This window comes from Mesorhizobium sp. M0047, assembly GCF_040323315.1.
Lineage (GTDB): Bacteria > Pseudomonadota > Alphaproteobacteria > Rhizobiales > Rhizobiaceae > Mesorhizobium.
Window position 1 is genome coordinate 317,879 of the sequence record NZ_JAMYUW010000002.1, and the last position, 23,331, is coordinate 341,209.

At 62.7% G+C, this 23,331-nt stretch carries 15 protein-coding genes and 1 pseudogene; 10 read left to right on the plus strand and 6 right to left on the minus strand.

Going from position 1 to position 23,331, the window contains the following annotated elements; all coding sequences use genetic code 11:
* The first annotated feature begins 84 nt into the window (after positions 1-84).
* The 4 genes from NKJ89_RS03275 to NKJ89_RS03290 are packed head-to-tail and all read left to right on the plus strand — an operon-like array spanning position 85 to position 5,668.
* Complete coding sequence (locus NKJ89_RS03275) at positions 85-1,533, plus strand: TolC family protein (RefSeq protein WP_352599802.1); 1,449 nt, start codon at positions 85-87, stop codon at positions 1,531-1,533.
* A gap of 39 nt (positions 1,534-1,572) precedes the next feature.
* Positions 1,573-3,705 carry a type I secretion system permease/ATPase gene (locus NKJ89_RS03280; RefSeq protein WP_352599804.1) on the plus strand — a complete coding sequence of 711 codons (2,133 nt, stop codon included), beginning with the start codon at positions 1,573-1,575 and terminating at the stop codon, positions 3,703-3,705.
* A gap of 42 nt (positions 3,706-3,747) precedes the next feature.
* Positions 3,748-5,037: an HlyD family type I secretion periplasmic adaptor subunit gene (locus NKJ89_RS03285; RefSeq protein ID WP_352599806.1), complete on the plus strand. Its 1,290-nt coding sequence runs from the start codon at positions 3,748-3,750 to the stop codon at positions 5,035-5,037.
* Complete coding sequence (locus NKJ89_RS03290; protein ID WP_023760610.1) at positions 5,027-5,668, plus strand: ribbon-helix-helix domain-containing protein; 642 nt, start codon at positions 5,027-5,029, stop codon at positions 5,666-5,668. Before NKJ89_RS03285 ends, NKJ89_RS03290 begins: the two co-directional genes overlap by 11 nt.
* Before the next feature lie 59 nt (positions 5,669-5,727).
* Here NKJ89_RS03290 and NKJ89_RS03295 read toward each other — a convergent pair whose 3' ends face one another.
* Positions 5,728-6,666 (minus strand): transglutaminase-like cysteine peptidase, encoded by a 939-nt coding sequence (locus NKJ89_RS03295; RefSeq protein WP_352599808.1) that lies wholly within the window; start codon positions 6,664-6,666, stop codon positions 5,728-5,730.
* A gap of 325 nt (positions 6,667-6,991) precedes the next feature.
* Here NKJ89_RS03295 and NKJ89_RS03300 point away from each other — a divergent pair, with 325 nt between their 5' ends.
* The 6 genes from NKJ89_RS03300 to NKJ89_RS03325 all read left to right on the plus strand — a co-directional run bounded on the left by NKJ89_RS03300 (position 6,992) and on the right by NKJ89_RS03325 (position 17,843).
* Positions 6,992-13,609: a DUF5801 repeats-in-toxin domain-containing protein gene (locus tag NKJ89_RS03300; RefSeq protein WP_352599810.1), complete on the plus strand. Its 6,618-nt coding sequence runs from the start codon at positions 6,992-6,994 to the stop codon at positions 13,607-13,609.
* A gap of 60 nt (positions 13,610-13,669) precedes the next feature.
* A complete protein-coding gene (locus NKJ89_RS03305; protein WP_352599812.1) occupies positions 13,670-14,041 on the plus strand; it encodes a hypothetical protein in 372 nt (123 codons plus the stop codon).
* 32 nt (positions 14,042-14,073) lie between these two features.
* Positions 14,074-14,820: a lytic transglycosylase domain-containing protein gene (locus NKJ89_RS03310; protein ID WP_352599839.1), complete on the plus strand. Its 747-nt coding sequence runs from the start codon at positions 14,074-14,076 to the stop codon at positions 14,818-14,820.
* A gap of 87 nt (positions 14,821-14,907) precedes the next feature.
* A complete protein-coding gene (locus NKJ89_RS03315) occupies positions 14,908-16,173 on the plus strand; it encodes a type 1 periplasmic-binding domain-containing protein (protein ID WP_352599813.1) in 1,266 nt (421 codons plus the stop codon).
* 33 nt (positions 16,174-16,206) lie between these two features.
* Entirely contained in the window at positions 16,207-16,905 is a 699-nt protein-coding gene (locus tag NKJ89_RS03320; protein ID WP_352599815.1) for a thermonuclease family protein, read from the plus strand.
* 185 nt (positions 16,906-17,090) lie between these two features.
* Positions 17,091-17,843 carry a GGDEF domain-containing protein gene (locus NKJ89_RS03325; RefSeq protein ID WP_352599817.1) on the plus strand — a complete coding sequence of 251 codons (753 nt, stop codon included), beginning with the start codon at positions 17,091-17,093 and terminating at the stop codon, positions 17,841-17,843.
* 46 nt (positions 17,844-17,889) lie between these two features.
* Here the strand turns inward: NKJ89_RS03325 and NKJ89_RS03330 are convergent, their stop codons facing one another.
* The 5 genes and pseudogenes from NKJ89_RS03330 to NKJ89_RS03350 all read right to left on the minus strand — a co-directional run bounded on the left by NKJ89_RS03330 (position 17,890) and on the right by NKJ89_RS03350 (position 23,190).
* On the minus strand, positions 17,890-18,273 hold the full coding sequence (locus NKJ89_RS03330; protein WP_502904076.1) for a beta-barrel domain-containing protein: 384 nt from the start codon (positions 18,271-18,273) through the stop codon (positions 17,890-17,892).
* Positions 18,204-18,829 (minus strand): annotated as a pseudogene (locus tag NKJ89_RS03335) (IS21 family transposase); the annotation flags it as partial. The pseudogene NKJ89_RS03335 and the gene NKJ89_RS03330, both read right to left, overlap by 70 nt.
* Before the next feature lie 149 nt (positions 18,830-18,978).
* Positions 18,979-20,301, minus strand: a complete 1,323-nt coding sequence (locus NKJ89_RS03340) for an HlyD family type I secretion periplasmic adaptor subunit (protein WP_352599819.1) — start codon at positions 20,299-20,301, stop codon at positions 18,979-18,981.
* Positions 20,298-22,436, minus strand: a complete 2,139-nt coding sequence (locus tag NKJ89_RS03345; RefSeq protein WP_352599843.1) for a peptidase domain-containing ABC transporter — start codon at positions 22,434-22,436, stop codon at positions 20,298-20,300. The genes NKJ89_RS03340 and NKJ89_RS03345 overlap by 4 nt, the downstream gene beginning before the upstream one ends.
* A 370-nt stretch (positions 22,437-22,806) precedes the next feature.
* The gene (locus tag NKJ89_RS03350) at positions 22,807-23,190 is read right to left on the minus strand and encodes a hypothetical protein (protein ID WP_352599821.1); all 384 of its coding nucleotides are present in this window, start codon (positions 23,188-23,190) and stop codon (positions 22,807-22,809) included.
* Positions 23,191-23,331 lie beyond the last annotated feature (141 nt).

Here is a 23,331-nt window from a genome sequence, read left to right on the forward strand (position 1 = left end):
GAATAATCCCCCGACAGGTAGGCCTTGGCTTGGCCATAGCGCTCAAGTAATAGGGGCGCTGGGGAAACCGTAGGGTGGGTTCATATGAATACGACAAGCATGTCGACCATAGGCAAGCGCCTTGGTCTTTTGATGGCGGCCACCATGCTGACCTTCGGGGGCGCTCATGCGCTCACGCTCAAGGAGGCGATGGCCGTTGCGGTGGAATCCAATCCCGAGATTGGACAGGCAATCGAAAACCGCGAAGCCATCGAATTCGAGCTGCGGCAGGCCAAGGGGCTTTATCTTCCCAGTGTCGACGTCGAGGCATCGGCTGGCGTTCGCCGGCTCGACAATCCGTCCCGGCGGTCGCTTTCCATCGAAGACGACGCGCTCTATCCGGCTGAAACGGATCTTACGGTTTCGCAGACGCTTTATGACAGCGGCGCAAGGCGCGCCGAATTGAACCGCCAGGCATCGCGCGTCGATGGTGCTTCGTTCCGCGTGCTGGAACGCTCCGAATTCATCGGGCTGTCCGTTGTCCAGGATTACCTGGAGTACATGCTGCAGGCGTCGATCGTTGCCGAAGCGAAGAAGAATCTCGGCTTCCACCAGGCGATTCTCGGCGACATCCGGCAAGGCATTTCGGGCGGCGCGCTGAACGAGGCCGACCGCCAACAGGCCGAGGAACGGCTGTTCGCCGCCAAGGCGCGCATGCAGGAGGCGACCGAGGAACTGGAAGCGGCCAAGATCCGCTTCTTCAAGACCGTCGGAAAGCCACTGACCAGCCCTTCGAGGCCGGGCGATGTCTCGGCCGCGCTCCCACGCTCGCTTGACGAGGCAATAGGGTTGGCGCGGGAAAGCAATCCGCGCGTGCACATGGCCAACAGCGACATCGATGCCGCGGCCTCCCTCGTGGATGCTGCACGGGCAAAATTTGGCCCTTCCATCATCGCTGAAGGTCGTGCCCGGGCAGGAACTGACATTGACGGCGACGATGGCGACACCAGCGACCTGCAGGCGCGCGTGGTCCTGCGCTGGAATCTTTACCGCGGCGGTATCGACAAGGCCAACGAGCAGGAGCAGATCCGCCGCACCAGCGAACAGCGTCTGGCGCTGCATCAGGTTCAGCGCGAAATCGAGGAAGCCGTTCGCACCTCATGGGATCGCCGTTTCCGGCAAGCCGATCTGGCAAAGACCCTGAGGCAACAAGCCGCCTCCAGTGAGAAGCTGGTCGCTTCCTATCGCGAGCAGTTCAAAGTCGGACAGCGTTCGCTGCTCGACGTGCTCGACGCACAGAATACGCGGTTCAATACCGCAACGCTGGCTGATACCTCGTCCTATGCATCGCTGTTTGCCGAGTACCGGCTGCTGGCCGCGACCGGACAGTTGCTGAAAACGATGAACCTCAAGCCGGCGAAACAAGCGACGGCCTATGCGCGAACCGAGTTTGCGGCACCGGAAACCGCAGACACCGAGACCTATGCGCGGACGCCGTCGGAGCAGAAGAACGACCTGCCTTTCGACATTCTCGCCCCGGTGAGGAAGAAGTAAGACGGCGCAAAGTCCAGCGAGAGTTCCGACGGGCAGATCGTGAACCAGCAACCCCATATCCTGTCTCCCAAGGAGGCGTTCAAGGCCTGCTTCTCAGCCGTTGCCGGATATCTCGGCCGGCCGAGCGCGGAGACGGTGCTGTTCGCCGGCGTACCGCTGTCGGACACCCGAATTGAAGTCGACGACATCAGGCACCTTGCCGAGCGCATCGGCATGGAAGTCACCGAGTTCAGCCACCGCGATTTTCTCAGGGGTCGCATCGACCTGCCCGCCATCGTCTTTCGCGTCAGCCAGTTGCCCATCGCCCTGCTCGCGCAAACCGAAGACGGTGCGTATATCACCGCGCCCCAGGAAGACGGCCGCACCGCAATCGGCAGATCGGAACTCGCCGCCAGCTACATCAGCGGTGGAGCGTCCTTCTCGATCACCTATGCCAACGCGGCCGAGGGAATGACGGTCGGCTCGGCAGCCAAGATCGAGCGAAGACATTGGCTTACCGGAACGATGGGCGCTTTCTGGCGCACCTATTCGAAGGTCGTCCTGGCGGCGGTGTTCATCAACATGCTGGCCATAGCCTCGCCCATCTTCACGATGAACGTCTACGACAGGATCCTGCCGAACAAGGCGATATCGACACTGTGGGTTCTGGCAATCGGCATTGGCGCCGTCATCCTGTTCGACCTGCTTTTGAAGACGGCCAGGGCTTCCCTCATCGACTATGCCGGGCGCAAAGCCGATCTTCGGATATCGTATCTTCTGTTCGAGAAAGTGCTGAACTCGTCGCTGTCGGCGCGTCCCGGTTCGACCGGTGAATACGCAAACAGGGTCACGCAATATGAGTTCGTCAGGGAGTTCTTCACCTCGAACACCATCAGCGTGTTCATCGACACGGCATTCGTCTTCGTCTTTCTGCTCGTCATCTATGCGATAGGCGGCTGGCTGGTGATCATACCGGCGCTGGCCTTCGTGCTGTCGGTCATCGTCGGCCTGATCACGCAGCGTCGCATCGGCAAGCGCGTCGCCGCCTCGATGAACGAAGCTTCGCAACGCCAGTCCCTGCTGGTCGAATCCATCTCCACGCTGGAGACGATCAAGTCGCTGCGCGCCGAGGCGTATCTGCTGCGCAAATGGGGGGAGCACTCCAAGAACGCCGCCAACACCTCCGAGAAGATCAAGCAGCTTTCGGCGGCTGCGGGCAACATCACCCAGTCCATACAACAGCTGGTGACAGTCGCGCTGGTCGTGGCCGGTGCTTATGCCTTCTCTGAAGGGCATGTTTCGACAGGAGCGATCATAGGAACGGTGATGCTGGCGAGCCGGGCCGTGGCTCCGCTCGGCCAGATCGCCATCACGCTGTCGCGGTTCCGCCAGGCCATGCTCTCGTTGAGGATGGTGAACTCGATCATGGCTCAGCCGGAAGACCGGCCGGACACTGTGGGTTTCGTCAATCGCCCCATTCGCAGCGGGGCGATGGTGTTCAGAAACGTCGGGTTCGTTTATCCCGGCACGGAAAACGAGGTGTTGAGCGGCCTGAATTTCTCGGTGAAGCCGGGTGAGCGGGTCGGTATCATCGGCCGCATAGGATCGGGCAAGACGACGATGGGTCGTCTTATCGGCCGGCTTTTCCTGCCGACTTCCGGCGAGCTGCTGCTGGATGGGATCGATATTCGCCAGTATCACCCGTCCGAGGTTCGCGCCGCGGTCGGCATCGTTGCGCAGGCTGGCGACCTGTTCTCGGGCACCATCAAGGAAAACCTCCTGATGGCATGCCCCGAGGCTACCGACGAGCAGATCATCGAAGCGGCGAAGGCCGCCGGCGTCGACGATTTCGTCTCACGCCACCCGCGCGGCTACGACATGAATGTCGGCGAGCGCGGCACCAATCTTTCCGGCGGCCAGAGGCAGACGGTGGCGATCGCACGCCTGCTTTTGACCAAACCGAAAATCGTCTTTCTGGATGAACCATCGGGCTCGATGGACCTCGCATCGGAACGCCAGTTGATCAAGCAGCTCAAAGTCGCCTTTGACCGCGACACGACGCTGATCGTCTCCACACACCGGTTCAGCATGCTAGAACTGGCCGACCGCCTGATCGTCATCGAGCGGGGCAAGATCGTTGCCGACGGTCCGAAGGACCAAGTCATACAGGCGTTGCAGAAAACAAGCGCCTGATTGAACAAACAGTAATGCATCCAATGCGTTGGGGCGTGGGAAATGCTTGCCAGGGAAGATCGACCGCCGCTTTTCGCGTCGGCGTCCATATTCATCATAGGAGCGCTCTTCGTCGCTTTTGTCGCCTGGGCATCCTTTGCCGAAGTCGATGAGATCGCACGCGGCGACGGCAAGGTCATACCCGCTTCCAAGACCCAGGTCATTCAGGCGAGTGAAGCCGGCGTCGTTCAGGAGATCGCCGTGACGATCGGCCAGATCGTCAAGAAGAACGATCTCATCATCCGCCTGGACAACACGCTCAACACGTCCAGCCTCGGCGAGCAGCAGGCCAAGGCGCGCGCGCTGGAAGTGCGCATAGCAAGGCTGAAATACGAACAGGCCGGCAATCTGTCGGGCGCATTTCCGTGCCCTCAGGACATTCAGTCGATCGCTCCGCAAATCTGCGACAATGAACAGAAGCTGCTCATCGCCCGACGCGAGAATTCCGACAACAAGCTATCCGTGCTCAAGTCTCGCCTCGATCAGCGCGAAAAGGAACTGGCCGAGGCGATCGCCAATTCCGACCGTCTGACCAAGAACCTGGCCGTCAGCGACCAGGAGGCAACGCTGGTCGACGCGATGGTCAAGAAAGGCCTGATGGCAAGGACCGAGCAGCTCCGGGTGGAACGCGAGCAGACCGAACTCAACGGTCAGCTGAACCTGGCGGGCGAGACCATCAAGAAGGGCAAGGCGGCGATCACGGAAGCACAGCTTCAGGTCGAGGAACTCGGCCTGCAACTGCAGCAGGAGGCGTTGGACGACCTCACCCAGGCGCTGGCGGACCTTTCGGTGGTGGATGAAACCATAAGGGGGGCGACCGACAAGGTGGCCCGCACCGATATCCGGTCTCCGGTGGACGGCATCGTTAACACGCTGGAGCTGAACACGGTCGGCGCCTTCGTCCAGCCTGGCGCCGTGGTGGCCGGTATCGTGCCGACCTCCGAGACCTTGCTGGTGGAGGCACGGGTTTCGCCACGGGACGTCGCGTTCATCCGCCCCGACCAGGAAGCGCTTATCAAGGTCACCGCCTATGATTTCTCGATCTTCGGCGGCATCGAGGGCAAGGTTTCGAACATCACGGCAGACAGCCTGGTCGATCAGAAGACAGGGGAACCCTACTATCAGGTGCGCGTGTCGACGGACAAATCGACACTTCTGAGAGACGGCAAAGCCTATTCGATCATCCCCGGCATGATCTGTTCAGTCGACATCAAGACCGGGCGCAAGACGATCCTGCACTACCTCCTGAAGCCGATCAACAAGGCGCGTGAGGAGGCGATGAGTGAGCGGTAGCGCCAGCCTTCATCAACCCGATCGCGAGCGACTGCTGCCTTCGGTCACGGCCGAGGATTTTGGGCTGGAATTTCGGGTCGTGGCGCGCGGCGGCATACGACGCGGCATCCGTCTGGAGCGGGCATTCTGGATGGCGCTGAAGCACATGGCCGAAGTCCGCAAATGCACGATCGGCATGCTCATCGACGAGATCGCCGAAAGCCAGGCGCAGACAGGCAACCTGACATCTGCGATCCGGGTGGCCTGCATGCGTGGGTTGGGGGACGAGAACCTGACGTTGCGAAGGCTTGCGTCGATCAACACCATCAATGCCATACTGGTCGCTTGCCCGTCACCGGCCTTTGCGCTGGCATCGTCGAAGAAGATCCTGACGTTCAACGCGCCGTTCCAGCAACTGGTCAAGCGTCAACTGCCGATCGCCCCAAGCGATGATGCGCGCAACGACCTCAAGCTGGCGCTGGACCTCAATGTGGCTGATATCTTCGCGCGGCTCGATGCCAATGGCGAAACGCCGGTGGCCACCGGCTTTGTCATCGGCGCCGGCGAGCGTCGATACCGTGGGCAGTTGAATGCGGTGCGCGCGCCGGTGGTCGAGCCGGAGTTGCTGATGGCGTTCGTCTTCGCCGGCTAGACCGGTCCGCTCACCGGACGTTCGCTGCCAATCCCAGCGTTGACCGCCCCAGAGTAGACCTACGGCTGAAAACCTTCGCCCGGCGCGACGGTCGCGAAGCCACCCTTGATGTCGGCCATCTGGGCTTCGCCCTGTCTGGAGCCGTGGATCCAGGCCCGGTCCGTGCTGAACGAATAGAGCGGAACGTAATCCGGCAGATCGCTGTCGCGCATAACGGTGTTGCTGAGGCTGTCGAGAATGAAGGTGCCGCTACCCGTGCTCACCGACAGCACTGCGTGAAAGAAGCCTCTCTTGCGGTCCTGGAGAACGACCAGCGCCATGCTTTGCGTTGGGATGCCGGCCCTCAGCAGAGCCGTCATCTTGAGGATGGCGAAATCCTCGCAGTCTCCGGCCCGCCGTTCGAGGATTTCCGACGGCTTCGCCCAATAGTCGAGCTTGCCGTAGACGACGCTGTCTTTCCTGTAGGCGATCAGGTGATTTACGGCGCTGTTGACGAAGGACAGTTTCTCGCTGAACCCCTTGCCTTGGGCGACGGAGACCATGTCGGCGAAAGCCGCGCTCTTGCGCTCGCAGTCGCTGCCAGCCGAACAGGCGATGATTGCCCGATAGACAGGCGCCCAGCGAGCCGAGACGGGAAAATTGCGCATCGACAAGGCGACCGACCCGAACACGCCCGGAATGATCGATGCGGTCTGCACAGGGTCTATCCCGGCTTGCGCCATTGATGGGCTGTCGCCACGATCGGCAATCGCCGGACCATAGCTGCCGAACATCATGCCGATGCGGTAGGGGGCAGCAGGCTGCCAGGGCTGAGGCCTCGCCAGCGACACACCACCGAGGCAGGGCGGCGTCTGGACCCTTTCCAGAGGCGCGCCCTGTGCGGCTGCATCGCTGGAAATAGCGTTCGCGAATGATGGCCCTGCCAGGCCGACAAGCCCGATTGCCAGCAGGAGCACCTTGAGCCCGGTTTTTCCCAGAGCTGAGTTTTCTTTTTTCATGACGCCCACCTTTGACTGTGGACGCTACCAATCTTGTCTCAAATTATTGGAAAGGAAGGTAGGTAACTTTCCCCCAAATCACTTCGACTATTTTGCGTAAAATTTTATACAAATTTATACTTCCATTTACCAGACAATCGTGGCTCACCTCCATCCTTTCGGCATCCCACGGGCGCCAATGTATATCAGGTTATATTGTTGTAGTTTACCACGTGTAAAAAATGCCGAACCATGCATATCAGAGTATATGAAATAGCTTGCAGGACGGTTGCAAAGCAGAGGTCGCCACTGTCTCTTTCCGGGAAATGACGGAGGGGTTTCAGCAATGACCACCAATATCGATTTGGACAGCTTTTCGGGTTCCATGGACGACCATTCCGCGTCCGGTGAACACAACAGTCAGATTTCGCCGGCAGAGATGCAGGTCGCACAGGCAACGGCGGCACAGCAGCCCGCACCGGCAGCGTCCGAACCGGTGCCGGTCGATGTCGGCGCAGCGCCCGCCAAGGCGGAGGCGCCGGCGACGGCAAACGCACCCGCGGCGACGGCACCGCACGAATATGTGGCTGACGCCGGCAACATTGTAAAACTTCCGTCCAACGTTTCGATCGACAACATCAAGGTCGACGGCAACAACCTTGTGCTCGAACAGGCCGACGGCTCGGTGATCGTGATCAAGGACGGCGCCTTGCACGTGCCGACCTTCATCATCGGCGACGTCGAGGTGCCGCGCGTTGCCTTGCTGGCAGCGCTGGAAGCCAGCCATGTCGACGTTGCATTCGGTGCCGACGGTTCCATCTCGGCCGGCCCCGGCGGTTCGAATTCCAGTGCAGGCGGAGACTTCTCGGTCCCCCCCGGCGGCATCGGCGACGGCTTCGACCTGTCGGCCCTGCTGCCGCCGACAGCCTTGCAGTTTGGTCAATTGGACCGGCGCGAACTGTTCCCCTCGATCGTCGACAGGCAGGTTACAGTGACGGCCACGTCCTTGCTTGCTCCCAGCGAAGCGGCCAGCGAAACGGGCCTTGATGGCGGCCCGACACAATCGCCGGGTAGCGACGCACCGAGCCATTCGGAAACATCCAGCAAGGGAACGATCAGCATCGATGCACCGGACGGAATCGGGTCGATCGTCATCAACGGCGTCACCGTCACCGGTGTCGGCCAGCACATCCCGGGGGATTTCGGTTTCCTGACGATCGTCTCCTTCAATCCGACCACGGGCGCTATCGAATACAATTACACGGTGACCGAATCGGTCACGCATCCCTTGCAGGGGGATGGATTCAATCCCAACGACACGGTCCCGGACAATTTCAGCATCACTGTCACGGATGTCGACGGCGATACCGCCAGCACCACCTTTGCCGTCGCCATCGTCGACGACGTGCCGACGGCGGTTGCCGATATCGACAGCGTCGCCGCCGGCCAGTTCGGCCCCGCCACGGGCAATGTGCTTGTCGGCGGTACGGATGCGGGTGATGGCAATACCACCGACGGCGTTGCCGACACCCAGGGCGCCGACGGGGCGACGGTGGTGGGCGTTGCGGCCGGCAACACCAATACCGATGTCACTGACGCGGCTACGCTCGACGTGCCGTTCCAGGGCGCCTACGGCAAGCTGACGCTGCACAGTGACGGCAGCTATACCTACTTGCGCGACGCCGGCACGCCCGGCGGCGTCAACGACGTCTTCACCTACACGATCAAGGACGGCGACGGCGACACCTCGCACACCACGCTGACGATCTCGATCGGCAATTCGACGCCTGTCATCACCGACTTGACGCCGGAAGCCAGCGGCGGCGATGTCGTCGTCAACGAGGCTGCATTGAATGTCGGCACGCCGGGCGGGCCTGGGTCGGATCCGGCCAGCACGGCCGAGACCGGCGCCGGCACTTTCACCATCTCCTCGCCCGACGGCATCCATTCGCTGGCGATCGGCGGCAATGCCTTCATCACCAATGGCGCGTTCACCGCAGGCTCCTTCACCACCGCGCTCGGCAACACACTCAATGTGACGGCTTACAATGCCGCCACCGGCCAGGTGAGCTACACCTACACGCTGATCGACAACGAGGCGCATGACCCCATCCAGGGCACGAACAACCTGTTTGAGAACTTCACCGTCACGCTGACGGACCAGGATCTGCAGAGCACCGACGCCACGCTCTCCGTCAAGATCGTCGACGATGTGCCGACGGCGCATGACGAAGCCTCGCAGTCGATTGCGGAGGGTGCTCCGGCGCTGACCGGGACACTGGACTTCGTTGCGGGCGCAGATGGCGCCACGGTGACGCATGTCAACGGCACGCTGCTAATCTTTGATGCCGGCACGGGCTACTCGCAGTCGGTCGACATCGGCGCGGGCACCATCCAGGTGAAGGCGGACGGGTCATACTCGTTCACGCCGGATGCCTCGGTCGACAACAGCTCCGGTCCGGTGGCGGTCAACGCGACCTACACGGTGACGGACGGCGACCTCGACACTTCGACGGCCAACATCGCCTTCACGATCACGGACGGCGCAGGCCCGGCTGCGGGCGCTCCGATCACGCTGGCGCTTGACGACCAGAACCTGAGCGACGGCTCGACGCCGGCCGGCCCGGACTTCGCCGCGAACTCGATCACCTTCACGCCGGGCTCGGACGCGATCGCCTCGATCGCCTTCGGCACCGATTTGAGCGGGCTGAACACCGCCAACCTGACCTGGACCAGGGTGTCGGACACCCAGGTCGTGGGCAAGGACGGCGCCGTGACGGTGGTGACGCTCGACCTGTCGGTTGCCAACAATGTGGCGACGGTGACGGCGACGCTGAACAACAATTACGACGCCCATCCTGGCATCAACGCCGACGATCTGGTCAATCTGGGCCATCTCGGCGTGGTTGCCACCGATACGGACGGTGACCAGGCGACCGGCACGGTCAACGTGACGGTGTCCGACGACGTGCCGACGGCGCATGATGAAGCCTCGCAGAACGTCGCCGAAGGTGCGACGATCACTGGAACGCTAGACTTCGTCGCCGGCGCCGACGGCGCTACGGTGACGCATGTCGGCGGCACCGCCCTGGTCTTCGGAGGCGATGGCTATTCGCAGCCGATCGATATCGGCGATGGCTTGATCAAGGTCATGGCTGACGGCCATTACTCCTTCACCGCCGACAATTCGGTTGTCGGCACCGGCGCGGCTTCTGCAATTTACACGGTGACGGACGGCGACGGTGACACATCAACGGCCGGCATCAGCTTTGCGGTGACGGACGCCAATGTTCCGACCGGCGGCACAGCTGCGGCCTCGGTTGACGATGACGGCCTCGTCGGCGGCAATCCAGCGAGCACGATAGGGGACATCGACGCCAATACGGGCGAGTCCCCAGCGAGCCTCAGCGAAGCAGTCTACAACGGCACACTGGGTGGTAGCGTCGGCGGTGATGGAGCCGGCTCCAACGGCTTCTCGTTCGCGACGCTGGACGGTACTGGTGGCACTGTCGGCCAGGAGAGCGTAACCTATAGCTGGGACGTCGCCACCGACACGCTGACGGCAACGGGTCCGCGCGGCGATCTGTTCACGGTGCATGTGACGGACCCAGCAACGGGCGCCTACACCGTGACACTGCTCGACAACGTCCTTCAAGCTCAAGGACCGAACGACGAGAACAATGCGACGGTCGATCTCGGCTATGTGATCACCGATGCCGACGGCTCGAAGGCGCCTGGCACACTGACCATCACCTTTAACGATGATGCGCCGACGGTGGCGTTGGCCGACGTGGCGCTGCCGACGCTGACGGTTGACGAGAGCTACCTGACGGCTGCGACCAATGGCGGCATCAACGGCTCGGGCCAGGCGCCTGCCGGCTCGACGCATGCGGAAGCAACCTTCAGCGACGCCTTCACGGTGGCGACGGGCGCCGATGGCGGCACGACCAGCTATGCGCTGAGCGTGGCGGCCGGGCCGTCCGGCCTGGTCGACACGGCGAGCGGGCTGGCGGTGATCCTGACGGTCAACGCCAGCGGCGTGGTCGAAGGCCATGCCGGCGCCGGCGGCGCGCTGGTGTTCACGGTGAGCGTGGACGCCAACGGCAAGGTGTCGTTCGATCTCGACCGGGCGGTGCATGAGGACGGCGCCAGCAACACGCCGAACGACGGCACCAGCCTGTCGAACCTGATCACGCTGACGGCGACGGTGACGGACGGCGACGGCGACAAGGCCTCGCAGGCGCTCAACCTCGGCAGCCTGCTGACCATCAACGACGACGGCCCGACGATCGGGCTGAGCGGGACGACGCACGCGCTGACGGTCGACGAGAGCTACCTGACGGCGGCGACCAATGGCGGCATCAACGGCTCGGGCCAGGCGCCTGCCGGCTCGACGCATGCGGAAGCAACCTTCAGTGACGCCTTCACGGTGGCGACGGGCGCCGATGGCGGCACGACCAGCTATGCGCTGAGCGTGGCGGGCGGGTCCTCCGGCCTGGTCGACACGGCGAGCGGACTGGCGGTGATCCTGTCGGTCAACGCCAGCGGCGTGGTCGAAGGCCATGCCGGCGCCGGCGGCGCGCTGGTGTTCACGGTGAGCGTGGACGCCAACGGCAAGGTGTCGTTCGATCTCGACCGGGCGGTGCATGAGGACGGCGCCAGCAACACGCCGAACGACGGCACCAGCCTGTCGAACCTGATCACGCTGACGGCGACGGTGACGGACGGCGACGGCGACAAGGCCTCGCAGGCGCTCAACCTCGGCAGCCTGCTGACCATCAACGACGACGGCCCGACTGTATCGACCAACCTCGCCGTCCAGCTCGACGACGACGCGCTGGCCGGCGGCATCGCCGGCGGTACCGGCGATGTCACTCCCGACACGGCCAATACGACCGGGACGCTGGCGCACAGCTATGGCGCCGACGGCGCCGGCTCGACGCTGCTGACGGGTGCCGGCCTGCCGACCTCGTCGGCGACGGAAGGGGCTTTCTTCCAGACGGTGACCGGCACGCTGCTGACGATCAGCCAGATCCAGAACGGCATCGCGGTTGCGGTGGTATCGGTATCGCTGTCGAACACGACGGCGGGCGCCTATACGGTGACCCAGCTGCATGCGATCGACCATCCGGCGGGCGCCAACGAGAACGACGTGGCGTTCACGGTCGGCTACACGACGACCGATCATGACGGCGACACGGCGACGGGCTCGCTGACGATCAATGTCGACGACGACACACCGACAATCAGCAACATCCAAGACGCAATCATGCCGAACGTCAGCAATACCGACGTTCACGGCACTTGGCAGCCGTCCTTTGGAGCGGACGGGCCAAGCCTTACTTCAGCGATCAGCCTGGCTATGGGAACTGCCCCCTCTGGGCTGACCTACATTTTGACCGGCCAAGGGACGAATGGTGCTGGCGACGCCGTAACTCAAGTCGACGTAAAAAGTGGAACGACTACTCTCTACACGTTCTATGAGTATACGCACTACGATTCGGCAACCCATTCGTCCGAGATGTTCGCCTATACTAACCTCACGGATGCGCAGGGTGCCACCGGCGCGAACGAATACTTCACACTGACTGTCACGGCAGATGGAACCTATGACTTCCATCTCGTTACGAACAGCCTGCAGTCGACCAATACTTTTGACATAACGGGGGTTCACCCTGGCAACGGCAACTATGCCACGATCATCAACAACGTTGGCAGCTTCGGCAACGGTGCAGTTCCAGCGAGCGGCTACGACGTCCTTATCGACGGCTTCAACGCGTCAAACGTCAACGACAATGTATACATGAACAACAACGGACTGGGAATCGGCAACGGCAACCTGGACACGAACGAGACCCTGACCTTCAAGTTCGCTCTCCTTCAGGATCAGGTCTCGATGGCTATCGGGAAAAGCGGAAACGATGCGAATGAACATTTCCTGGTGACCATCTGGAATGCGGCGCACAATATCTCCGCCACTTGGAACGTGACACAAGCGGATGCCACGCCACTGATTATCGACGCGGCGCATTGGGGGACCAATGGATCGAATAGCGGGGCGTTCTTCGATTTCAGCGAAGCGGATGTAAAAAACATCTCGAGCGTCAGCGGTGAGGATCCCAAGCTCGTGATTCTATCGCTTACCTACAACTCGCAGACGGTCGTCAGCGACACTACGTTGAATTTTGCACTTGGCATCACCGATCATGATGGCGATGCCATCACGAGCTCGGACAATTTGTCCGTCTCTCTAGTCGGAACTCACACCGGCGCCGGCTATCAGGAAACCGGCACCACGACTGCCGAGGTCATTGGAACCAGCCCCGGGGCCGATACGATCAATGGCGGAACGGGTACGGGCGACACCGTCGACTACACCGGCAGCCTGGCAGCCATTTCGATCCATTTGGCTGATGATGGGCATGCCTCCGGCGCACCGGTGACATTCACCAATCCGGAAGTTGGCACCATCGGCGGCGGTAATGCCGCCGGAGATACCCTGACGGGCATCGAGGGATTGATCGGCGGCTCGGGCAACGACTATCTGTTCGGAAACGCCGGGGACAATTACCTCGCGGGCGGTATTGGGGCCGACACGATCAACGGCGGCGCTGGCAACGACCTTCTCATCGGCGGTTCCGGCCAGGACACCATGACCGGCGGTACGGGCGCCGATACGTTCAAGCTCGACGGGTTGGACATCAAGGACCTGATCACTGACTACAACGGTGCACAAGGCGACAAGATCGACCTGTCATCCCTGTTCGAAACAGCACCAGGGGGCAATATCGCGGATTTCGTGAAATACGATTCGGGAACACACACGCTCAGCGTCGATACCAATGGTACAACCGGCGGCGCCAATTTCGTGGACGTCGCCGTCTTGCAGAACGCACCTGTCGCCGGCACCATCAATCTGATTTACGACGACACGGCACACACACAACACACAGCCACGATCTAACGGCATGGTGCGCGGCCGCGTAATTATGTTATACACCGCTAATATTGAGGGGAGTTCATCATGAAACATTCTGCAAGACTGCTGGTTTCCGCTGCGACGCTGTTGCTGGCAGTCGGGTCGACGAGCTTTGCCGCCGACATCATCGAAGGTCCGGCGGTCGACTATTGCCGTACCGTCGGCACGTCCAACCTGGTGCTGACCGACAATATCGTCGATCTCAGGACGCAGGTGGTGAAGCTGATGGACGAGTCGGTGGCCGCCGCCAACAGTTCGGAGTGGATCAACTCGTCCCGGCCCGTCTTTGTCTGGGCGTCGGAGGCCAAGGTCGCTTGCGGCATGGCTTACGGCTACCTGAAGACGAACTACAAGGACGAAGACACGCTCAACAAATGCGAGTGTTTTCACGATCGCATGGTCGAGTACATGCACTGACCGGATAGGCGAAGCCACGCCTGTTGGCCGTCATGACAGCCGACGGATCATTCCTGGGCGCGATCGCCGGTGCGGTCGCGTTGATCGGCTTTGGCCAGGCCGTCACGCCGGCCCGCGCCAACTGGCTGGAACGACCTTCGGTGGAACAGTCCTCCGATCCGCTGCGACCGGTGCACTGTGAGCCGGCCACGCAGTGGACCCGGCAGACATTCAAGGTGTTTGCCAGTTGCCAGGCATCGATCTATGGCCTGGAACCGCTGCTGGCGCATGCCGTCATGGAGATCGAAAGCGGGTTCGATCCCGACGTGCAGGGCGCCGATGGCGAAGTCGGCCTGATGCAGGTGATGCCGGCGACGGCCAGGATGCTCGGCTTTCGAGGCTCCCTGGACGATCTGAGCGCACCGGCGACCAACATCGCGCTTGGGGTCAGATATCTTGCGCAGGCCAACAGGCTGGCCGCCGGCGATCTGTGCACCACCGTCATGAAATATCGCGCCGGGCACAATGAAAGCCGGTTCTCGGCCCTGTCAGTCCGCTACTGCCAGCGTGCGCGGGCAATCCTGGCAAGGGACGGCATCGACGTAACCGGCCCGCTGCCGGTGGCATCCTTCGGCTTTTCCGCATTTTCGCCAGGTGGCGGAGCTCCTGCCCAGGGAAAAAATGTGTGCGTGCGCCGTGTGTTCGTGCCCGGGCCGCGATACATGAAATGCGCCGACTATCGCAGCGCCGGGCAGGCACGACAGATCAAGGCGCTCAGGGCCAGGCTTTTCGGCGGTTAAAAGAAATGCAGACGGCACGGCAAGTCCGCCGTAACATGACTTGAAGGCCAGACCGGGAAGCCGGCGGCAAAGAGGGGTGGAGCATTCATGGAAGCTGGCCGACGGGTCCACTGTCCACGGACATGGGCAATTGCCCTTGCGCTCGCCATGATGGTGTCGGGCTGCCAATCGAAAGATCGCGTTTCCGAAGCGCTCGATCCGGCGGCGGTTGCCGTACCTGCCGGGCAGAATGCCGCCGCTGCTGCCGTACCTGCCGGGCAGAACGGCGCCGCTGTTGCCGTACCTGCCGGGCAAAATGCCGGCGCTGTTGCCGGTCCAGTCCAGGCGACCCAGTCGCTGGGCACAGGTCCGACGAAGATCACCATGCTGCTGCCGCTGTCCGCCGCCGGAACGGCAGGCGAAAACGGCAGGAAGATGCTCGACGCCACCAAGCTGGCGATGACGGATATCGGCAATGGATTGCTTACGCTGACGGTCGAGGACACCAGAGGCGACAGCACGCTGGCCAGCAAACTGGCGATAACCGCCATAACGACGGGGTCGAGGGCCGTCATCGGCCCGACCGAACTGCCGGCAGCCCAGCATATTGCCACGCTGTCGGGATCGACGCGGCCACCAGTTCTGGCGCTTGCCGATAATTTCGCCGGCAGCGCCGGGGTTTATGCCGTGCCGCTTGGCGAAGCGGACAGCGCAGCGGCGGGCGCTGCGGGACTGGCTGCGAAAGGCAGCAAGAAGTTCGTACTGCTTGTCGCAGCAGGCCAAAACGCCGGCGCTATCGAAAAGCGCGTCGCAAACAGCCTCAGCATCTACGGCGCGACACTGGCGGTCACCGTCCCGTATTCGGCCGGCGACGGTGGCGCGAAGGCGGTCGACGATATGGGCTCGCTGGTGGAAGCCCCCGACGCCGTCATCGTTGCCAGCGGCGATGGCAGTCCGTCGGCCATCCTGGCCGCCCTCAAATCAAAGGGCATTCCGGGGAAGAAGATCTCCGTCGTCGGAACGAACCGTTGGCTGGACCGTCCCATGGATCCGCTGTTCGAGGGGGCCTATATCGCCACGCTCGATCCGCGCGAAACCGGGCCGATCGCCGACCGTTTCATGACCGCATACAACTACCCGGCCGACGTCAATGTGGCCTACGCCTACGACATGGTTGCCCTGACCGCGGGGATTGCCAGCGCGGTCGGGCCTGAAGGCTTCAGCAAGAAAATTCTTGAAAATCCAAACGGGTTTCGTGGATCGACAGGCCTGTTCCGGTTTCGGGCCGACGGATCCAGCGAGCGATCGATGCCGTTCTATCGGATTGAAAAAGGTGCTCTCAAGCTGGTTGCAAAATCGACGTCGGGTTTCTGATCGGCGAGAAACCTTGAGAACCTGTTCGGGCTGATGGGCGGGTTTGTCCGCAGCCGCCAGGCGATCGGGCTCGGAAGCCTGCTGCTTCTGGCCGGCATCCTGCTGATCGGTCGGGCCGGGGCTTTGCTTTCGGTCGATCGGCCTGTCCTGGCCCCTTCGCAGGACGACACGCAGCCAATCCGACCGGCTGCGGCCATTACCGACGCACAACGCCGAGAGCCGGCGCGCACGGTTGCTCAAGACCTCATCGCCCCGCCACGGCTCGATCCCGCGGAGATCGAACGGGTCGAGCCCCGCCCGCCGCTCAGCGAGCTCGGCCTCGCGGTGCCCCCTAAGACGCCGATGCCTGGGGACTGGCGGGAGGTCTTGCTCTACCGCCCGATTGCGACATCGTCGGCGATGTTCGAATCCATGGGCCGGAAGGTGATCATCAGCGGGGTGCAAGGCATCGACCTCGACGGATCCTGCTCGTCTCACGCCGTCACCTGGCCCTGCGGCCAGCGCGCGCGCGCCGCCTTCAATTCGTGGCTCAGGGGACGCGCGCTCAAATGTTTCGTGCCGCCGGACGTCGAGCGTTTTGCCATCGCCGCACCGTGCAGCCTGGGCAAGCAGGATGTCGGCGCCTGGCTTGTCTCCAATGGCTGGGCCACGGCGATGCCGAACGGCCTCTATGGCAAGGCGGAGGCGACAGCCAGGGGTGCGGAGATGGGCATATTCGGCGCAGCGCAATAGCCGGCCATTCAACCCCTGATACTTGGTTTGTTAACCGTCACGGGCGAAGCTTTCCCCAGGAGCAAGCCATTTCGTCCGCAGCCTTTCATGGGGTCATCGCGCAATCGATTAAATTGCGAGGTTCCTTGAAACTGAAATTGCAACACACCGGCCTTATTACCAGCCCATCCACAGGAGATCGGCCAGTGACAAAGACATCGGCGAGCACCACCGCCCCAGCATGGAAAGGCGTCGTTTGGCTGACCTTTCTGGGAACCACGGGATTCCTGGCCCTTTCCGTCGGCCTCAACTATCTGCTGCTGTTCTCGGAGGCGCTGACGCCATTTGGGCGCAGTATGATCACGGCGATCCTGCTGCCGGTTATCCTCGGCGTTCCGCTTTTTCTGTTCGTTGGATTGAAGCAGATCGAGGTCCGTCACTATCGCCGGGAACTCGACAAGTCGGCAACTTTCGACACCATGACCGGCTGCCTGAACGGAGCGGTGTTCACATCGATGGTCGAACGAAGAACAGCAAGGCCGTCGTCGCCGGGGCCGAGATCCGGCGCCTTCCTGGTCATCCATTCGGAGCAGCTGCGGTCCATCAACCTGCGCTTTGGCCTTGAATGGGGCGACGAGGCCTTGCGGCTGGTCGCCTCGACCATACGATCGTCGGTGCGCACGGAGGACCTGGTTGGACGTATAGGGGCCTCGATGTTCGGGGTCTTCCTCTCGGGCGCCACCGAGGCGGAAGCCAGTGAAATCGGCGAGCGTATCCGGTCGCGCATCGCGCAAGTCTATTTCGCACCAAAAGGAACCGAGGATGCGCTGAGCGTCAAGGTCGGCGGCGTGGTGTTCGAAGACGAGGTGGAGTTCGCGGACATGTTCCGGTCCGTCGAGCAGCGCATGGCCGTCGTCCAGGACGGAGCCGCGTTCGAACTGACGCATCTCCACAGCTGACCGCCAGGCGCCGGGCGCCATTTAGCTGGGGATCGGCCGTTGATCGTCACCTCTCCCTGAAAGCCTCGGAAGCTGTCTTGGTGAGTGGCGAAAGAAGGTAATCGATCACACGGCGGCTGTCGGTCTTGATTTCCACGGTCACCGTCATGCCCGAAGTCAAAGGAATGACTCCTCCGTCTATATTCATAGCCTGTTCGTCGAGTGCGATGGTGACCGGGAAGACGAAACTCTGGGGCTGCCCAGCCTGGGTGGCGGGTGAGGCAGCCGTATTGGCGCCAGCAGTTGCATTGGCGAAACCGCGCTTGGCCTCCTGCTCCTCGACCGCTTCGGACGCAATGCGGGTGACCCTGCCGCGCAGCACGCCGAAGCGGGTAAAGGGGAAGGCGTCGACCTTGATCGCCGCGCTTTGGCCGGGTTTGACAAAGCCGATGTCGAGATTGGCCGGCCATTGTTGCCGGCATCGTGCCGCACAGCATGGCTGAAGAGGTCGCCATATTCCGCGGGAGCGCGGATCAATGGATGATCCTGGGTGAGCTGCGATACCGGCTGTCGGGCTTCTTCAACCTGTTGCAGCGCCTGCTCAAACAGCCGCTCGACAGTCGCGCGTACGCGCTTGTAACGGTAGATGCGGTTGCTGATGGCATGAGCACAGGCCTGCTCGACCAGCCGTGTCGGATACTTCCGGCTCAGCCCGACAATGCCCCACATCGCGCGCTGTCCGGGGCGTCCCTCGGCATCGAACATGTGTTGACACAGGGCTTTGGTTTGTGGGCCGATGGGCCGGCGTTCGCCAGCAGCACGGCGGTTTGCCGTGACGGATTGAACGGCCGTTCGTTGGTCGGCAGGACGACAGAACCGGGGTGCGTCATCCGGGGATGAATCCGCAGCAGCACATGGGTGTGGCGATCACGGATCTCGCTCGTGGAAGTGTAGATGCGCACGACGACCAGACTGCCGATGGCCGCGGGCCGCGCGGCGTAATAGCTCCCTGAGCAGGAGCAATGGCGAGTTGAAGTGCCGGCCTGTCAGCCGGACGTCAACAGCGTCAAGAACGAGGCGCCAAGTGCGTGTGCCGTGAACCCGTTATCAGCGACCGCTCGCTCCGGCGGACGTCGGTTCGCGTTAGCTTCGTGACTCAGGGTTCGCGGATGCTTTCGTCGAGACCACGCAGGAGCGGATAGAGGAAATATGACAATATCGTGCGGTTGCCCGCCTTGATCTCCGCGGATACCGCCATGCCGGGAATCAAGCGAAAACTGCTCGGCACATCACGCAGGTCGGTCGCGGTCAACTCCACCCGTGCCTTGTAGTAAGGACGCTGCTGCCCACCATTCTTCGGATCCGGCGTGAAGGTGTCGTCCGAGACGGTTCGAACCTTACCGGACAGGGTACCGTGCTTCTGGAAGGGCCACGCCTCGAGCTTCAGGCGAACTTCACTGCCGGGCTCGACATGGCCGACATCGAGCCCCCCGACAGAGACTTCTGCCTCCAACGGAGAGCCCAGAGGAACGAGGGTGTAGAGCGGCTCTGCTTCTTTCAAGACCGAGCCAACAGTGCGCTGCGCCACTTCGAGCACGATCGCGTCGGCGGGTGCGGTTAGCACCGTGACAGCCTTCCGCCGCACCGCCTTGTCGAGTTCTCTGGCCGCGGCATCGTGAACGCGGCGCACTTGGACCAGGTCCTCAGCGGTCTTCTGGCGGAACTCTGCGAGGTAAGCCGCTTCCTCGGCCTTCAAGCGCTCCACATTCTCCTCGAGCTCAGCCATGTTATTGCCCGCAAGCAGAAATTCCTGCTCGACCTGCAGCCGCTGACCTTTGGCAGAGAGATAGTCGATCTTCGAGCCGACCTCCCTCTTCACCAGAAGGTCCCGTATCGTCTCGAGATCCTTTGCCACGCCAAGGCGAACCTCCAATGCCTCGCGATCGGCGCTCTTGGTTGCCATCTGGGCTTGAACATTACGGATCTGCCGATCGTAAGAAGTCAGCTTTGCCTTGTTCTCCTCGATCCTCCGGATCCATATCGTCGACTGCAGGCGCGTTTCGTCATCCAGGTTTTGGGGCTTGTACGGCCGGTCGTCGAGCTCGGACTCGAGCCGCCCGATTTGCGCGGCGAGGCTCGCGACCTTTCCCCGCAATTGGTCGGCATCGGCTTCACTGAAAGTCGCGTCGAGGGTCGCCAATACGTCGCCTTTCCGCACGACGTCGCCCACCTTGGCGTCGATGCTGCGCACGGTCGAGATCTCGAGCGGCTGCACCACAATCATCGAGGCTGTCGTCACCAGCTTGCCCGGTGCGACGACGATCTCGTCGACCTTGGCCACCGACGCCCAAATGCCTGCGACCATGATGACCACGACAAGTACGTACAGTGTGGCCCCCAGGACCCAGGGCGGGCGCCGCTCGTCGATCTTGCGGGCATCGCTTTGAAAGTCTCTCACCGCTGGAAGGAGCGTGCTCATCGGGCAAGATGCCTGTTCTGCTGGTTCCATAGCTGTCGGTAAGTCATGCAGCGGGACAGAAGTTCGCCATGTTTCCCGTGATCGACGATCCGGCCGCGATCGAGCACGACAATGGCGTCCGCTGCGACGAGCGAGGACAGACGGTGCGAAACCATGACCACGGTTCGCCCCTCGGCAATGCGGGCAAGGTTTGCCTGGACGATCGCCTCGCTCTCGGGATCAAGCGCGGAGGTCGCCTCGTCCAGGATGAGGATGCGCGGTTGGCGCAGCAAGGCACGGGCGATCGACAGGCGCTGCTGCTGGCCGCCCGACAGGTTGGTGCCGCCCTCCTCGAGCAAGGTGTCGTAGCCCTGCGGCAGAAGCTTGATGAACTCGTCGGCGCCCGCCATTGTCGCGGCGTGGACGATCTCCTCCAGGGCCGCATCTGGCTTGGTCGCCCCGATGTTCTCGCGCACGGTGCCGCGGAACAGAAAGCACTGCTGCATGACGACGCCGACGTTGCTGCGCAGATGCGGGAGGTCGAGCTCGCGAATTTCATGACCGTCGATCCGCACCGAGCCCTGCTGGATCGGGTACGTGCCGCGCATCAGCCGCGTCAATGTCGACTTGCCCGAGCCGCTGCGCCCGACGATGCCGAAAACCGAACCGACCGGGATGGTCAGCGACACGTCGTTCAGGGCCGGCGGAGCGCTTTCGCTGTAGCGGAAGGTCACATGCTCGAACTCGACAGTGCCCGCGATCGGCGGGCGCAGGCCGCGCACATTCGGTGGCCGCTCCGGACTGCGGTTCATGATGTTGCCGAGCATTCGCACCGAGAGCCCGGCCTCCTGGTAGCCTTGCACCAGACCGACGATCTGTGAGAGCGGCGTGGTGACCCGGCCCGACAGCATGTTGAACGCGATCAGCGCGCCCACCGTCATCTGGTTGTCGAAGACCAGCAGGGCGCCGAAGCCGACGACCGCAACCGTCAGCAGCTTTTCGAGGAGCCCGATCACCGCCTGCGCCGAGGTCGAAATCCGCCCGACGTCGAACCGCGACTCGGCGGCCTGGGCGCAGAGCGCGTCCCAGTCGCGCTGGCGCAAGGGCTCGGTCGCCAACCCCTTGACCGTTTCCATGCCGTGGATGGTCTCGACGAGATAGGCCTGACGCTGCCCTTCGGCCTCGTAAAGGACGCGCAACTTGCGGCGGTAGAGCGGGATCAGCCCGCCGATCACACAAGCGGTGAGGGCGGAAAAGCCGAGCACCATCATGGCGAGGCGGCCGCTGTAGAGGAACAGCAGCGGCACGACGACCAGCAGCGAGGTGGCGTCGAGCAACGTCAGGAAGAGGCGGCCGGTCAGAAACTCCCGGATCTTCTCGACCTGCTGCATGTGCTTGGTGATGACGCCGGCCGAGGCGTGCTCGAAGAAATCGATCGGCAACGACAGCAGACGCGCGAAGGTGCGGATCGAGGTGCGCACATCGATCCGCGCCGAGGCGTAGACCAGCAGGATGCGCCGCAGATAGTTGAAAATCGCGTCGAACAGGACCGCGGCGCTGACCCCGATGGCGAGCACAGCGAGCGTCGTATAGGCTTGGTGCACGAGCACCTTGTCGACCGTGATCTGGATGAAGAGCGGCAGAGCAAGCGCCAGCACCTGCAGAGCGACCGCGGCCACCGCGATGTCGCGAAACATTGCCCCGTTGCGGACGACTTCCGGGAGGAACCAGGTAAAGCCGAAGGGCCGGCTCTCATCCCCCAGCGCGAAGGTGCGGCGCAGCAGCAGGAGCTCGCCGGTCCACTTCCTGCAGAACGTCGCCTGGTCGAGGGGCAATACCGCGAGGCGGTCAGCAAGGGGGTCGAGGATCCCGACCTTATTCTCGTTGAAACCGAGCAGGACGACGCTGTTGCCGTTTGTCAGCCGGGCGATCACCGGATAGGCGTCGCCGAGGCGTTGCAGGTCCTTCCAGCCGACCTTCAATTTGCGGCAGCGCATGCCGCTGCTGCGGGCGATCTTCGGCAGCAGCCGGGTGATGTCGTCGTCGGGCCTCAGCGCAAAGTCGTGCTTGATACGCTCGGGGGAAAGATCGATGCCGTAGTGCCGCCCGATGGCGACAAGGCACTGCAGTGCTGTTTCGACTGGAGATCCTTCCATGTTGCCGCGCAGATAACTCGCAGTGTCACCCTTGACGGCGCGGAGGGTGGAGGAGCTCGTTCGGGTCATCCAGGTCAGGACGAGCCATACGAACACCGTACACAGCAGGAACTGAACCGGGGGGCTCGGCCTGTGGAGCCACTCGGCGACCAGCCCGTGCCCGGCGGCGACGAGAGTGGCGAGCGCATCGGACAACCAGCGATTCAGTTCGCCATAGAGATCGTTCATGGCTCTCGCTCCGCGGTGTGCTGGCTGGTCGGCGCGTGGACGGGCGCCGTGACGCTAACGGGCCTCGGCGTGCTCCCGCTTCCGCTGCGCCATGAAGGGCGGAGAGGGGCTATGTTCGGCATGAGGGACTGACGCATTTCGGCTATTGCTCGTCGCTGAAATTTGGCGATTTCGGCAGCCGCAGCGCCGTTGCCGCAGGCGTTGCCGCCGCAGGCCATGCCGGCTGCGGCATCAGCCGCACCACCGTCGCTCCAGCCGCTCCCGTTTCCTCTCCGACCGGCGGAGGAGACGTGGGCTGGGAGCCCGGCTCGGCTCCCGGCGACCGCATCACGCCCGCCTTCTCGAGCTGTTCGCGCATGCCGTTCTGCGTCTGCAGCATTTGAGAGAAGGCCTGCAGGCTGGTAATCAGCCGCTGCGTCACGCGCGGCTCGGAGCCCGACAGCGATACTAGCTCGATGCGGATCATGCCGTGCTTGAGCGAGATCTCGCCAAACGCGTCGACAAAGGTTTCGGGTACCGTGTCCATTGCCCAAGCCCCAGTTCTACAAGAAGGGCGGGGGGGGGGGGGGGCCGCGCCCCCGGGGGTGGGGCGCCGCGGGGGGGGTGTGGGGAAGCTGGGCGGGGGGGGATTAAAAAAAAAAAAAGACCCCCGCCAAGAAGGTGTGGT